This is a genomic window from Mycobacterium sp. 050128, assembly GCF_036409155.1.
Classification (GTDB): Bacteria; Actinomycetota; Actinomycetes; order Mycobacteriales; family Mycobacteriaceae; genus Mycobacterium.
Map to the genome: position 1 here is coordinate 397,449 of NZ_JAZGLW010000002.1, position 13,121 is coordinate 410,569.

Consider the following 13,121-nt stretch of genomic DNA (forward strand, 5'->3'; position numbering starts at 1 on the left):
ACCGATGTCAGGGACCCCGCGCTCCGTCGCGACCACAGAATCGAGCACTCCCACGGCCGTCATCGATCGCATTTCCTTGGTCCTCGACGCATTCGACGGGCCGGGACGGCTGACCCTGGCCCAGATCGTGCGGCGCACCGGCCTGCCGCGCTCCTCGGCCCACCGGATGCTCGAGCGTCTGGTGCAGCTGCGCTGGCTGCGCCGCAGCGGTCGCGACTACGAGCTCGGGATGCGACTGGTGGAACTCGGGTCGCTGGCCGTGCATCAGGACCGCCTGGTGCGAGCGGCCGGGCCGCTGCTGGGCGAATTGCACCGCGCCACTGGGCTGGTCGCCCACCTCGCGGTGCTGGACGGACCCGACGTCGTCTACCTGGACAAGGTCGGTGACCGGATGGCCGACGCGATCCCCACCCGGGTCGGCGGCCGCCAACCCGCGCATTGCACCGCGGTGGGCAAGGCGATCCTGGCCTACCACGACGAGGACGCCCAGGTTGACCTGCGGGTCCGCAAGACCAAGTACTCCGTTTCCACCGGCTCCCAGCTGGTCGCGGAATTGGCCAAGGTGCGGGCTCACGGCGTGGCGTTCGAGCGTGAGGAGTCGTTGCTTGGATTCGGTTGTGTCGCAGCGCCTATCGGCGGACCGGGCGAGGCCGTTGCGGCGGTGTCGGTGTGCGGGCCGATGAGCCGGATGATGTTCGATCAGCGGCTGACCGCACCGGTGCGCATGACCGCGATGGGCATCTGGCGCAACGCGGAGGACGGACCACGACGGGTGGCACCGACCCTGCAGCCGCTGCGGCCACTGCTCCCCCAGCGGCGCCTTCAAGCACCCGCGTTGCAATACGCGTGAGCCTCGACCCGCAGATCGCCGCGATCATCGAGCAACTCGATGGCGCATTCCCACCGGTGCACCAGATGAGCGGCGCCGAGGCGCGAGCACTCATCCGGTCGAGATTGCAGCCGCCCGCCCAACCCGAGGCCGTCGCCAAGGTCATCAACCGCTCGGTCCATCGCACGGATAGCCTGCTACCGGTCCGGATCTATCAACCCGACGCAGCTGGCCCACTGCCAATCCTGGTGTATGCCCATGGCGGCGGATTCGTGTTCTGCGGACTGGACAGTCACGACGAGCTCTGCCGCGATATCGCCAATCTTATTCCTGCCGTTGTCATTTCGGTCGACTACCGGTTGGCTCCGGAGCATGCCTGGCCGTGCGCCGCGGAGGACATCTACGACGTAACGTACTGGGCCCGCCGCAACGCCGTCGAGTTGGGCGGCGACCCCGAACGCGTGCTCGTCGGCGGTGACAGCGCCGGCGGAAACCTGGCCGCGGTCACCGCGGTCATGGCCCGCGATCGCGGCGGCCCGGCTCTCGCGGGTCAGCTGCTGCTCTACCCGGTCATCGCGGCCGACTTCGACACCGAGTCCTACCGGCTGTTCGGGAAGGGCTACTACAACCCGAAAGCAGCAATGCGGTGGTACTGGGATTGCTACGTGCCGTCGCCCGACGACCGATCGCACCCTTACGTTGCACCGCTACACGCCGACCTGCACGGGCTCCCGCCCGCCGTCGTAGTGGTCGCCGGCCACGACCCACTGCGCGATGAAGGACTCGCTTACTGCGCCGCGCTGCATCGGGCCGGCGTGCCGACAACCCAACTCCACTTCGAGGGTGGCATTCACGGGTTTTTGACGATGCCGATGCTCGACATCGCGCACCGGGGACGCAAACAGGCGGCCGCGGCTCTCGGTGATCTTCTGCGCGGCTGAACGTTCCCGATGGTCGGGAGTCGGCAGTCCGGCCGGATCAGGTTGCCATACGGTCGGCACATGGCCGACGCCGAAATCTTCGTAATCGACCGGGTGGAGACCCGGCCCGGATGCGCTCGCCGCTTCGTCGACACCTACCTCGCCGAGTACGTGCCCGGAGCGCGGGATCGGGGGATGACACTGCGTGACATCTTGGTCAGTCCGCCGATCTGGTTCGACGACGACGTCAATGTCGTCACCGTCATATGGACCCTGCCAAACGCGAAGGCTTGGTGGGAGATGACGTGGAAGGCCCGCCCGGATCCGGCGCTGGGCGAATGGTGGTCGCGAATAAGCGAATTGGTGACCACTCGGTCGCGCTCTTTCGCCGCGGCGGCGCAACACGTCGACGGGCTGTGCGATGTATAGCGTCACCCGGCTGATCGACATCGCCCCGTCCGAGCACGATCGGCTTATCGGTGAGTTGCGCACCGCCGCCACATCGGCCAACCCGCTGCACTGGGTGGTGCAGCCGACGCTGCCCGGGTCGCGCAACGGTGGTGACATTCTGGTGCACCTGCGATTCGCCACCGCGGACCAACGGGACCGTGCGGCTGACGATTTCGCCCGCCTGTTGACTGACCCGTCGGTGAGCCGGGTCAACGGCGCCGGTTACGCGGGTGCACCCGTTCGCTGCGGCGACGCATCGGGAACCGTCTACCGCGCGCTGCTGTTACGGGTGCTGCCCGACACCGATCCAGAGACCATGCGCCGCTTCGAAAGTGAGCTGACCTCGATGCCGCGCTACATATCGGGCATCAAGGCGTGGCAGCTCAGTCGCGTCGACGACGCGATCGGAACCTCGCCCTGGACCCACGTGTTCGAGCAGGAATTCGCAGATGTGAATGCCTTGATGGGGCCCTACCTGATGCACCCCATCCACTGGGCGGTGGTAGACCGTTGGTTCGATCCCGAGACCAACGACGTCATCATCCGCGACCGGGTCTGCCACAGTTTCTGTGCGATTACCGGCCCGGTACTGGGCTAGATTCCGGCGGGGCGGACGTTGGGGTTGGCGGTCGGGGGTGGCGGCAGGGCCGGCAACACCACCGTGCCGTCCAAGGTGTGTACCGGCAATTGCTGCGACCACGGGTAATGCAGACTGAACGCGACCAACCCCGTGCGCTGCACGGCGGGCAAATGGCACATCGCCAGCACAGTCTCGGCCAAGTACTCCACCGGCTCGGTCGGGAACGAGTCCGGGATTAGTTGTGCCGCACCCGGTGTGCGTACAGCGGTCGATGGGCCGACGCAATTCACCGCGATGTTGGCGTCAAGGAGTTCGGCCGCCACGCCCTGCGTGAAGCGGTGCAGGGCCGCCTTGCACGACGCGTAGATGACGTCCCCGGACGTTTTGTTGTATTCGCGATAGGGACGCACCGGGGCCACCCCGGTGACGGAGCCGATGTTGACGATCCAACCGGCGCCTTGCTTACGCATATGCGGCACAGCGGCTTTCGTCAGCACAAACGGTGTCCGCAGATAGTGCTCGACGGTGCGGTCGAAGGTGTCCAGGCTCATGTCCTCGACCACCGAGTAGTCGGCGAAACCAGCATTATTGACCAGGATGTCAATGCGGCCGGCACGGTCGAGCACCTCGTCGATCAGTCGATCGCGCTGTCCGGGATCCTCGAGGTCCGCCGCGACACCGAATGCCCGTCCACCGGCAGCCTCGATCAACTCGATCGTCTCGCCGATCGTGCCGGGAAGGGTGGCGACGGCACCGGCCCGAATCGACTCGGACGTCGCGTCGGAGCGCGCCGTCACCACCACCGTGGCACCCTCGGCCGCCAACCGTTGGGCGACCGCCCGCCCGATTCCGCGGCTGCTGCCGGTCACCAAAGCCGTCTTCCCGCAGAGCTTTCCCGGCATAGTTGGGATCATTCCAGCTCGAGATCGTCTTCGACGGGCGCGCGGTGGTCACGCCAAAAGTCGACCAGGCGGTACGGGAACGCGGTCACGATCCGCCCGCCGCCGGAACGGTAGTAGGTGTGGGCTGACGGGGTGTGGCACCAGACGGTGTCGGCCATCATCGCGTCGATGTCGGCAACGTACTCGTCGTAGGCGCGTTGGGTCACCTCGAGGGTGGTGGCCTGGCGCAGCGCCATCAACTGCAGGCACTCCATGACGTAGTGCACCATCACCTCGACGCCGAAGTTGTGGCCGCCCCCGTGCCCGGGGCTGTAGTTGGGCGCCGAGGAGATGAACATATTTGGGAAGCCAGGCACCATGCCGCCGCGGTAGGCCCGCGGAATATCGCCCCACTCGTCGGTCAGCTTCTTGCCGGCCCGGCCCCGAATATCTACGGTGGAAAGGAAATCCAAGTAGTACCCCGTCGCGTAGATGATGACATCGAGGTCGAGCTGCCGACCGTCGGCGGTCACGATTCCCTCCTCGTTGACCTGGGCCGGTTCACTGGCCTCGACATCGACATGCTCGCGCGCCAGGGCCGCGTAGTAACCGCCCGGATCACGAATGATGCGCTTGCCGTACGGAGCAAAATCGGGGGTTACCTTGCGCGCCAGTTCGCTGCCCGCCCCAAACACGCGATCGATGTACTCCAGGCACATTCGTAGCAGGACATCATTGGCCGGCGAGATCGACAAATGCTCGGCCGCCCACTCGCGGTCATGCAGGATCACCGGATAGTTGTTGTCCGATGTCCCCCAATACGACTTGAGCCGAATCCAATTGGCGTAGTACGGCAACCGGGTGCCCAGCCACCGCTGGTAGGCGGGAACGTCGTCGGATGCCCGCCGTCGCGGCGCGACCCAATGCGGCTGCCGTTGGAACACCGTCAAGTGCGCGACCTGGTCCACGCACGCGTCGACGATCTGCACTGCGGTGCAGCCGGCTCCGATGATCGCGACCCGTTTGCCCGTCAGATCCAGCTCGGGATCCCACTGCGCAGAATGGACAGAGATCCCCGAAAACGTCTCGCGGCCAGGTAGATCCGGCCAACGTGGCCGATTGAGGTAGCCAACGGCCGGGATGACCACGTTGGCGTAGCTGACGTCACGGGTGCCGTCCGGGCCGACTGAATGAATCTGCCACTGCTGGCACCGCTCTTCCCACCACAACGCTTGCACCTCGGTACCGAACCGAGTGCGCTCGCGGAGACGGTTCTTGTCCGCCACCGACACGAGGTAGGCCTGATACTCCGCACCCTGCGGGTAGTAACTCGACCAGTCACCGTTGATATCGCGGGACAGCGAGTAGTACGCCGAAGGCGTATCGACACCGATGCCGGGATAGGCGGTGGTGTACCACGTGCCGCCAACCTCGGCGTTGCGTTCGATGATTTGGAAATCGATGCCAGCGTCCGTGCATGCGAGCGCGGCGGTGATCCCGGCAATGCCCGCGCCTATGATGACCACCCGAAAGGCGTTGGGAAGCTTTGCGGTACGTGGCAATACGGGTTGCGAAGGCTGGAATCCACCCTGCTCAAGGAGCAGCTGCAGATACTCCGAGCCGACCTCACCGCCCAGTGCCACAGGGGCGACACGAGCGAAGAGGCCGGGATCGTCGACGGGTAGCGCATCCGCAGGACGGGGAGCCCGCAGCGCGGCCACGATCTCCTGGATGAGCTGCTCGGCAGTATCCGGATCGGTGCTGCCTGCCTGCTCCGGCGGATCGGGCACATGGGTGATCTTCGGTGCGAATCGGTCGACCACCGCCGGATCGCCGGTCAGCTGCGCCAGTACGGCGACCAGCACCCCGGGATCTGCCTGATGCAGGTTGGTCCGCAATTCGCCGACCTGTCGGGGATCCAGACCCGCCCGTCCGGCGCTTTCGGTCGTCACGGGGAAGCCAGTGCTCATGCCAACGGAGTATCGGCGTGATCGGCCGCGGTCGGCAGGGCTTTGTCTACTCAGCGGGACGTGGATGACTCGCACCTCAGTGCCGGCGCCTACGGTGGCAGGCATGCCGTCCGATGACCTCAACGCTCTGGTTGCGCGGGCTCGTAGCCATGGCCTCGGCGAGATTCCACGCCGATCGGCCCGCCGGCACCCGGACAAGGTCGCGATCATCGACGGCGATGTCGTGCTGACCTTTGCTGAGTTCGACAACCTCGTGGAACGCGCTGCGGCCGCCTTGCACGACAACGGTTTCGATGTCGGTGACCGCATCGGCCTGTTGGCCCACAATTGCTGGCAGTACGCGGTGCTGGCGTTCGCAACGGCGCGCGCCGGGGTGGTTCTGGTGCCGATCAACTACATGCTGACCGCCGAGGAGATCGCTTACCTCCTCGACCACAGTCAAGTCAGCGGATTCGTCGTCGAAGCCGACCTGACGCCGACCGCCGAAGGGGCGATGCGGCGTGGTGGAGTGGTAACGACCCAGGTCGCCTTGGTACCCGGCGGACACCGGCCGGCGCCCGGGTGGGACGACTTCGCGCGGTGGCTGCACACCGAGACACCAGCCCCGCGTCCGCACATCGACGACGACCAGTTGGTGCGACTGATGTACACCAGCGGAACTGAATCACGCCCCAAAGCCGCCATGCACACCAGCCGCGGCCTGATGTGGCAGTATGTCAGCACGATTGTCGCCGGCGAGATGTCGCACGACGACGTCGAAATCCATTCGTTGCCGCTGTATCACTGTGCGCAGCTGGACAATTTTCTGGCCACGGATATCTACCTGGGCGCCACCAGCATTATCCTGCCGCGGCCCGACCCGGAAGCGGTGCTGCGCACCATCGAGCGCTACCACGTCACCAGCTACTTCGCACCACCGACGGTGTGGATCTCGCTGCTGCGCTCAACGATGTTCGATGACGTGGACCTGTCCAGCCTGCGTAAAGGGTATTACGGCGCCTCAGCGATGCCCGTGGAAATTCTGACCGAGATCCGGGAGCGGCTGCCGAATCTGAGGCTGTGGAACTTTTATGGCCAGACCGAGATGGCGCCGCTCGCCTGCGCGCTGGGACCCGACGAGCAAGACACACATGCCGGGTCGGCCGGGCGCCCCGTAGTCAACGTGGAAACGGTGATCCTCGACGAGGACGACAACATGGTGGCCGCGGGCCTGGTGGGCGAAATCGCGCACCGCAGCCCGCATTTGACCGCGGGCTACCTGGATGACCCGGACCGCACCGCCCAAGCCTTCCGCAGCGGCTGGTTCCACTCGGGGGACTTGGGCTACTACGACGAGCACGGCCTGTTGCACGTCGTCGACCGCAAGAAGGACATGATCAAGACCGGTGGCGAAAACGTAGCCAGCCGCGAGGTCGAGGAAGTCCTATACCGCCACAGTGGCATTCAGGAAGTCGCAGTCTTCGGGCTCGCGCACCCGCTGTGGGTAGAGGCCGTGGTCGCCGCGATCGTGCCCCGCGAGGGCGCAACACTGACCGAATCGGACGTCATTGCGCACTGCCGAGCGTCCCTGGCCGGGTTCAAGACACCCAAGCGTGTCTTCTTCGTCGATGCGTTACCGAAGAACCCGAGCGGCAAATTGCTCAAACGATTGTTGCGAGAACGCTTCAGCATCGAACAGCATGCACTGAGCTAAATCCGAATTAGCTGTGCCCGGAAGGAGTTCGTCACTCGTGCACGAAGGTTATGTCGAAGGACCCGTTGAGCTCTTCGACAAACGGCAGACGCGCTGATGGCGCTCCCCCGCTTGGTGCCGCCCGCCCACATCGACGCCGCGGCCACCGAGGACCTCCGTTTTGAGGTGCGAGAGTTCCTCGCCGAGCAGCTGGCCGCCGGGGCGTTCACGCCATCGGTCGATGCCTGGCTGACCGGCTGGGATGCGGACTTCACCGCCGCGCTGGCCGCGCGAGGCTGGCTGGGTGTGACGGTGCCCTCCGAGTACGGCGGACACGGCCGCTCGTTCCTGGACCGCTTCGTCGTTACCGAGGAGCTGCTCGCCGCGGGCGCACCCGTCGCCGCGCACTGGATCGCCGACCGCCAGATCGTACCCTCGCTGCTCAAATACGGTACGGAGCAACAAAAGTCGGAGTTTCTGCCGCGAATCGTGCGTGGCGAGTGCTTCTTCGGCATCGGCATGAGCGAACCCGACTCCGGGTCCGACCTGGCCAGCGTGCACACCAGGGCCGAGCGTGTCGACGGGGGTTGGTCGCTGACGGGCACCAAGGTCTGGACGTCGGGCGCACACCGGGCGCACGCGTTCATCGTGCTGGCGCGCACCGCCGCGGCGGATCCGGCGCACCGCCATGCCGGGCTCAGCCAGTTCATCGTGAACCTGCGGGGACCCGGCGTCGAAATCCGCCCGATCATCTCCATGAACGGCGACCACCACTTTAACGAGGTGATCCTGGATTCGGCGTTCGTCCCCGACGCGATGGTGTTCGGGGAGATCGGTAACGGCTGGCAACAGGTGACCTCGGAACTCGCCTTCGAGCGCAGCGGGCCCGAGCGGTTCCTGTCCACCTTCGTGCTGCTGGCGGCCTGCGCAGATCGGATGGCGTCCAACGCCATCCCCCGCGACCCTCGTCTGGGGCGGCTGGTGGCGCGCATCGCCGGTTTGCATCAGATGTCCACCGCCGTGGCCGGTGCGCTGGAACGAAACGAGCCCGCCGACCTACCGGCCGCGGTGGTCAAGGTGCTGGGCACCACGACCGAGGGCGACATCGCGGAATTCGCCGACCTGCAGGACTCCCCCGATTCGGTGTTCGCCGGCCTGGTACGCGCGGCGGTGGACCAGCGACCCGGCTTTACGCTGCGCGGCGGTACCAACGAAGTTCTGCGTGGCGTCGTCGCACGCGGTTTGGGTATGCGATGACTGCCGGGCCCGCCGCGGACGGCGCACTCGTCGACATGATGGCGGCAGTTTTCGCCAGTCACCGTGAAAAACATCCGCCCACCCCGATCGTTCGGCGGGATCCGGCCTTATGGCGGCAGCTCGACGAGCTCGGTCTGGTCCGGCTGACCGGCAATGAGCAAAACGGCGGCAGCGGAGCGACATGGTACGAAGCGGCCGAATTGCTGACTGCCGCGGTCGGTCACGGAGTGCGAATCCCTTTGGCGGAACACGATTTATTGGCTTGTTGGCTACTTGATGCTACCGGCATGCCCGTCGACGACGCGGTGCGGACCGTATGCGTGCTCGACAAACAGGGAGCCGCAACTCAAGTGCCATGGGCCGCGTCGGCCGACCGCGTTGTTCTCGTCTGGCGATCCGACGGCCAATATCGCGTCGCAGATGTGGCACGCGAAATGCTCACTATCACACCGGATTTCAACCTGATCGGCGAACCACGAGACACTGTAGACGCGGATCTGGCCGCTGTCGAAGGGGCTCCGATCGGTCTTGCTCCCATCACCCAACTCCGGTTGAAGTCGGGTCTGGTGCGGTCGATCCAAGTGTGCGCAGCCCTGGACCGAATCTTACAGCTGTGCATCGAGCACGTGACTGCACGGGCCCAGTTCGGCCGCCCGCTGGCGAAATTCCAGGCCGTACAAAACCTGGTGTCCGACATCGCAACCGAGGCGGCCCTCGCCCGTGCGACGACCGAGGCGGCGCTGAGCGCGGCGGTGGCCGGTCAATGGTCGGGCCCAGACCTCGGCCTGCTTGTCGCCGTTGCCCGTTCGTGTGCCGGGCACGCGGCATCAGTGGTCGTCCGCAACGCTCACCAGGTGCACGGGGCCCTCGGCACCACCCGTGAGCACCGGCTGCACGAGTTCACCCGGTCCGCGCTCGCCTGGCGTTCGGAGTTCGGCTCGGTGCGCGACTGGGACGAACAGGTCACCGACGCGGCGCTGTACGCGAGTGCGGGCGGGCTTTGGGGCCTGATCACCGGCTGAGTCCCAGACCGTGTTCCACTGACCGGGCAACCGTGCTGTCGACCCGGCCACATTCGGAGTTGACTGACGCCATGAGCACTGACATCAGTCTGCCCGAACTGCAGGAGTTCATCGCCGGCTTCTGGTACCACTACGACGAGGCGCACTACGACGAGCTGGCGGCCAGTTATGCGGAGGACGTCCGCTATGCGAGCCGAAGTGATTCAGGCACCAGCCCTTTCGAAGAACTGATGTCACCGGAACTGCACGGGCGCGACGCCGTGATGGAATGGCTGTCCGAGCACCGCAAGCAGAGCCCCTACCCGTTGCGCCACCACGCCACCAACGTGCACCGCAACGGGACCGACGGTGACGTGACGAAGGCGCGGTTCTACATCTTCGTCAACCAGATCGCCGACTTCGTGCCGTTCGCGGTATCCAGCGGGGTGGTCAACGTCGCGGTCCGGCGCGGCGCCTCCGGATTGGAGTTCACCGAGATGGACGTCGTCCTCGACACCACAAACTCAGTTCTGCTGTCGGAGCTGGCCTTCGGCACCGCCGTCGGTTCGTGAAGGTTCGGGATACCTTCGGCGACGGTGTCGCGGTCATCACCGGTGCCGGCGCCGGAATCGGGGCCGGGTTGGCACGTTACGCCAGCCGACTGGGCATGACGGTGGTGTTGGCCGACATCGACGGCGACGCGATCGCCGCACTGCGTGACGAGCTCCGGGCGGCCGGGGGCGCGGCGGTCGAGATCGTCTGCGACGTCCGCGATCCCGACGCAATGCAAGAACTCGCCGACCGGGTCTACCGCGATTTCGGTGCAGTGCGTCTGCTCGTGAATAATGCCGGCATCGAGCAGTTCGGCTACCTGTGGGACACACCGGTGGCCAACTGGCGGCGCGTTGTCGATATCAACGTCAGCGGCGTCTTCTTCGGCATCAAGGCGTTCCTACCCAAAATGATGGCCACCGACGACCAGGCGTGGGTGTGGAACCTGTCGTCGGTCGGCGGCGTCGTCGCGATTGCGTTTCAGGCGCCCTACATCATGAGTAAGCACGCGGTGCTCGCCTTGACCGAGTGCCTATATCTCGAGGTCCAAACGGCCGGACACGATCACCACATCCACGTACAGGCCGTACTTCCCGGGGCCGTGGTATCCGACATCTTCGAGTCCGCTGGCGGCGTCGACCCGGCGCGGGCCACCGACGCCGGCGCCGCCGAGATGCAGCGGACCGCGATGCTGGCCGTCAAGGCCACGGCCATGGATCCGCTCAGGGCAGCAGAGGTGTTGTTCGCGCAGGCCGCATCGGGTCGCTTCTACCTCCATACGCATCCGGATGCGGTAGGCGCGGCGATGGCCGAGCGGGCGAACATTCTTGCCGCACAGAGCGCTCCGATGCTGCGCACCGCAAGCCGCTTCAACTCCACGAAGCCATGACATGGTGACGCCCCCTTTGGATCCCGATGCCGCCGCACGGATCGCCTCTTTCGGAACTGTGCCGTCGATGCGTGTGCGCGGTCTGGCCGCCGTGCGGGCCGGGCTCGAATCCGCCCCGCTGCCCGCGGAGATGCCGGAGATGGCGGCCGTCACCGACTCCGCCATCCCCGGGCCCGCCGACGACATCCCCGCCCGGATCTACCGTCCCGGAACCGCTTGCAGCGGACCGGTGCTGGTGTACTTCCACGGTGGCGGGCTGGTGATGGGTTCCAACCGCTCGTTCGAGCCGTTGGCACGCGAACTGGCATCGGCGGCCGAGGCCACCGTCGTGGCCGTCGGCTACCGGCTGGCCCCGGAGGCGCCGCCGCCCGCCCAGTTCGACGATGCCTATGCCGCAACCGAATGGGTATGGCGCAACGCCGCCGATCTCGGCGTCGACGACTGCCGGCTCGCCGTGGTCGGCGACAGCGCCGGTGGATCGCTGGCCGCGGGGGTCGCGCTGGCCGCCCGGGACCGCGGTGGGCCGGCGATCTGCGCGCAGGTGCTGATGTATCCCGGACTCGACCGCGACATGACCGTGCCGTCGATCGCCGCCCTGACCGATGCGCCGTTGCTCGCCCGCGACGACATCGACTATTTGCACACACTCGCTGACGGTGACGCTGGACCACCGAATGACCCGTACCTGGTCCCTGCCTACGCAACCGACTTGTCCGGGCTGCCGCCGGCGATCGTGGTGACCGCCGGTTGCGACCCGATCCGGGATTGGGGTGAACGGTATGCCGACCGGCTCCGGGACGCCGGCGTGCAGACCACCATCACCCGTTATCCGGGGATGTATCACGGGTTTTTGATGCGATCGGAGGCAATCGCGCGCGGGGCCGGCTCGCCATCGCCGAGATCGGGGCGCTGCTGCGGGCGAAGTTCGCTCACCCGCTGCGATTTTGACGTCCCGATCACCGGACATCGTCGCTGCGTCCCGCGGTCACGCTGCGCACAATCTGAAATTCACCGACGGTAGAAGGAGATGGCTGATGCTCACCGACGAGCGGCGGATGGAGCTTTCCGACGTGCTGCGACCGGCCGCCCCGCCTCGCGAGATCGACAACGTCTACACCGACGACCAGCGCGAGCGATTACTCGACGTGGTCTGGACCGAGGGCCCGTGGCGACTGATCATCGCCCAGCACTTCGCGTCGGCCGACGAGCTGATCGCCACGATGAGCGGATTGTTTCCGGAAGGGTTCACCCCATCGCTGGACCTGTTCCTCACCCCGACCTTCCGCGGCTACCTCGCGAATTACGGCGCGGTGCTCTATCCGCAGCTGCACGACTGCTTCTACAACGAACGCTTCCTGGAGCTGGCCAAGCGCTATTGGGGCGCCGCGTATGCCAAGCCTGAGCTGATGCTGTTCAACATCAATGGGCCGTGCGCCAATCGCGATCCGGGACACCTGGATTCGCCGAGCTTTCGCGGTGTCCGGCACGAGAACGCGCCGACGTGGCTGACCAGTGTGATGGGCAAGTCCGGTCTGTTCACCGACTATCTGATCAAGATGGCCCAGGTGATCACCTGGTTCTCGCTCGATGGCGGTAGCGGATTCACCTACTGGCCCGAGGGGCCGCTCAAGGCGCCCCAGCGCATCCTGCCGCCGATCAACAACCGCGGTGTCGTCGTCCAGAACGAGATGATGGTGCACCGCGGCGAGGCGAACGGGCCGCTGGACCAACAGGTTCCGGCCGGCTTGGCCTTCGAGACGATGTTCAGCGGTGATCCCGACGACCACGACCATTGGCTGCTCAAAAATGGCGATCAGGTGATCGCGCGCCACCACACCGACGAATTGCGGTTCTTGGTGCATTGGTCCGCCGAGGTGTTCACCGACTACGACGAATTGAAGAAGAACATGGAAGGCTCCGACGACCTGACCGTCGAGAAGGCGATCGACATCATGGTCGACGATGTCAACTCCAAAGGGGTCAAGCTCGACATCCCCAGCGAACCGTTGCACAACCCGGAGTTCATCGGGGCGCTCAACGCCGCATATGACATCGGCGGTCCGGCCGCATATCCGGAGGAGGCACCGATCAGCGCCTTCCAGCTGACGTGACCGAAAGGT

12 protein-coding genes and 1 pseudogene are annotated in these 13,121 nt (G+C 65.9%); 11 read left to right on the top strand and 2 right to left on the bottom strand.

The genetic code is table 11. The features are described 5' to 3' along the window. Positions 1–4 precede the first annotated feature (4 nt). Genes SKC41_RS19280 through SKC41_RS19295 form a run of 4 tightly spaced genes read left to right on the top strand, consistent with a single transcriptional unit; the run spans position 5 to position 2,797 of the window. A complete protein-coding gene (locus SKC41_RS19280; protein ID WP_330979282.1) occupies positions 5–850 on the top strand; it encodes an IclR family transcriptional regulator in 846 nt (281 codons plus the stop codon). Then, on the top strand, positions 847–1,770 hold the full coding sequence (locus tag SKC41_RS19285; protein WP_330979283.1) for an alpha/beta hydrolase: 924 nt from the start codon (positions 847–849) through the stop codon (positions 1,768–1,770). The genes SKC41_RS19280 and SKC41_RS19285 overlap by 4 nt, the downstream gene beginning before the upstream one ends. A gap of 60 nt (positions 1,771–1,830) precedes the next feature. Then, the gene (locus tag SKC41_RS19290) at positions 1,831–2,178 is read left to right on the top strand and encodes a hypothetical protein (protein WP_330979284.1); all 348 of its coding nucleotides are present in this window, start codon (positions 1,831–1,833) and stop codon (positions 2,176–2,178) included. Further along, the gene (locus SKC41_RS19295; protein ID WP_330979285.1) at positions 2,171–2,797 is read left to right on the top strand and encodes a Dabb family protein; all 627 of its coding nucleotides are present in this window, start codon (positions 2,171–2,173) and stop codon (positions 2,795–2,797) included. Before SKC41_RS19290 ends, SKC41_RS19295 begins: the two co-directional genes overlap by 8 nt. On the opposite strand, the gene SKC41_RS19300 is transcribed toward SKC41_RS19295, so the two are convergent. Both SKC41_RS19300 and SKC41_RS19305 read right to left on the bottom strand, forming a co-directional pair. Further along, positions 2,794–3,681, bottom strand: coding sequence for an SDR family NAD(P)-dependent oxidoreductase (locus SKC41_RS19300; protein ID WP_330979286.1), 888 nt, complete (start codon positions 3,679–3,681; stop codon positions 2,794–2,796). The two genes, SKC41_RS19295 and SKC41_RS19300, sit on opposite strands and share 4 nt — an antisense overlap. An 8-nt stretch (positions 3,682–3,689) precedes the next feature. Then, positions 3,690–5,630 carry a flavin-containing monooxygenase gene (locus SKC41_RS19305; RefSeq protein WP_330979287.1) on the bottom strand — a complete coding sequence of 647 codons (1,941 nt, stop codon included), beginning with the start codon at positions 5,628–5,630 and terminating at the stop codon, positions 3,690–3,692. A gap of 103 nt (positions 5,631–5,733) precedes the next feature. On the opposite strand from SKC41_RS19305, the gene SKC41_RS19310 reads away from it, so the two are divergent. The 7 genes and pseudogenes from SKC41_RS19310 to SKC41_RS19340 all read left to right on the top strand — a co-directional run bounded on the left by SKC41_RS19310 (position 5,734) and on the right by SKC41_RS19340 (position 13,112). Further along, on the top strand, positions 5,734–7,323 hold the full coding sequence (locus SKC41_RS19310; RefSeq protein WP_442931713.1) for an acyl-CoA synthetase: 1,590 nt from the start codon (positions 5,734–5,736) through the stop codon (positions 7,321–7,323). 96 nt (positions 7,324–7,419) lie between these two features. After that, positions 7,420–8,559, top strand: coding sequence for an acyl-CoA dehydrogenase family protein (locus SKC41_RS19315; protein ID WP_330979288.1), 1,140 nt, complete (start codon positions 7,420–7,422; stop codon positions 8,557–8,559). Next, positions 8,556–9,581 (top strand): acyl-CoA dehydrogenase family protein, encoded by a 1,026-nt coding sequence (locus tag SKC41_RS19320; RefSeq protein WP_330979289.1) that lies wholly within the window; start codon positions 8,556–8,558, stop codon positions 9,579–9,581. Before SKC41_RS19315 ends, SKC41_RS19320 begins: the two co-directional genes overlap by 4 nt. Positions 9,582–9,652: 71 nt before the next feature. Beyond that, on the top strand, positions 9,653–10,132 hold the full coding sequence (locus SKC41_RS19325) for a nuclear transport factor 2 family protein (protein WP_330979290.1): 480 nt from the start codon (positions 9,653–9,655) through the stop codon (positions 10,130–10,132). After that, entirely contained in the window at positions 10,129–11,001 is an 873-nt protein-coding gene (locus tag SKC41_RS19330; RefSeq protein ID WP_330979291.1) for an SDR family NAD(P)-dependent oxidoreductase, read from the top strand. The genes SKC41_RS19325 and SKC41_RS19330 overlap by 4 nt, the downstream gene beginning before the upstream one ends. Before the next feature lies 1 nt (position 11,002). Continuing rightward, a pseudogene (locus SKC41_RS19335) lies at positions 11,003–12,022 on the top strand (alpha/beta hydrolase). Between the two features lie 13 nt (positions 12,023–12,035). Further along, positions 12,036–13,112: a hypothetical protein gene (locus tag SKC41_RS19340; RefSeq protein ID WP_330979292.1), complete on the top strand. Its 1,077-nt coding sequence runs from the start codon at positions 12,036–12,038 to the stop codon at positions 13,110–13,112. Positions 13,113–13,121: the final 9 nt, after the last annotated feature.

What these genes read in the sequence shown, in the direction of transcription:
- SKC41_RS19310 (WP_442931713.1), top strand. Translation starts at nt 5,734, where the DNA reads ATGCCGTCCGATGACCTCAACGCTCTGGTTGCGCGGGCTCGTAGCCAT.
- SKC41_RS19280 (WP_330979282.1), top strand. Translation starts at nt 5, where the DNA reads ATGTCAGGGACCCCGCGCTCCGTCGCGACCACAGAATCGAGCACTCCC.
- SKC41_RS19320 (WP_330979289.1), top strand. Translation starts at nt 8,556, where the DNA reads ATGACTGCCGGGCCCGCCGCGGACGGCGCACTCGTCGACATGATGGCG.
- SKC41_RS19305 (WP_330979287.1), bottom strand. Translation starts at nt 5,630, where the DNA reads ATGAGCACTGGCTTCCCCGTGACGACCGAAAGCGCCGGACGGGCGGGT.
- SKC41_RS19315 (WP_330979288.1), top strand. Translation starts at nt 7,420, where the DNA reads ATGGCGCTCCCCCGCTTGGTGCCGCCCGCCCACATCGACGCCGCGGCC.
- SKC41_RS19300 (WP_330979286.1), bottom strand. Translation starts at nt 3,681, where the DNA reads ATGCCGGGAAAGCTCTGCGGGAAGACGGCTTTGGTGACCGGCAGCAGC.
- SKC41_RS19295 (WP_330979285.1), top strand. Translation starts at nt 2,171, where the DNA reads ATGTATAGCGTCACCCGGCTGATCGACATCGCCCCGTCCGAGCACGAT.
- SKC41_RS19325 (WP_330979290.1), top strand. Translation starts at nt 9,653, where the DNA reads ATGAGCACTGACATCAGTCTGCCCGAACTGCAGGAGTTCATCGCCGGC.
- SKC41_RS19340 (WP_330979292.1), top strand. Translation starts at nt 12,036, where the DNA reads ATGCTCACCGACGAGCGGCGGATGGAGCTTTCCGACGTGCTGCGACCG.
- SKC41_RS19290 (WP_330979284.1), top strand. Translation starts at nt 1,831, where the DNA reads ATGGCCGACGCCGAAATCTTCGTAATCGACCGGGTGGAGACCCGGCCC.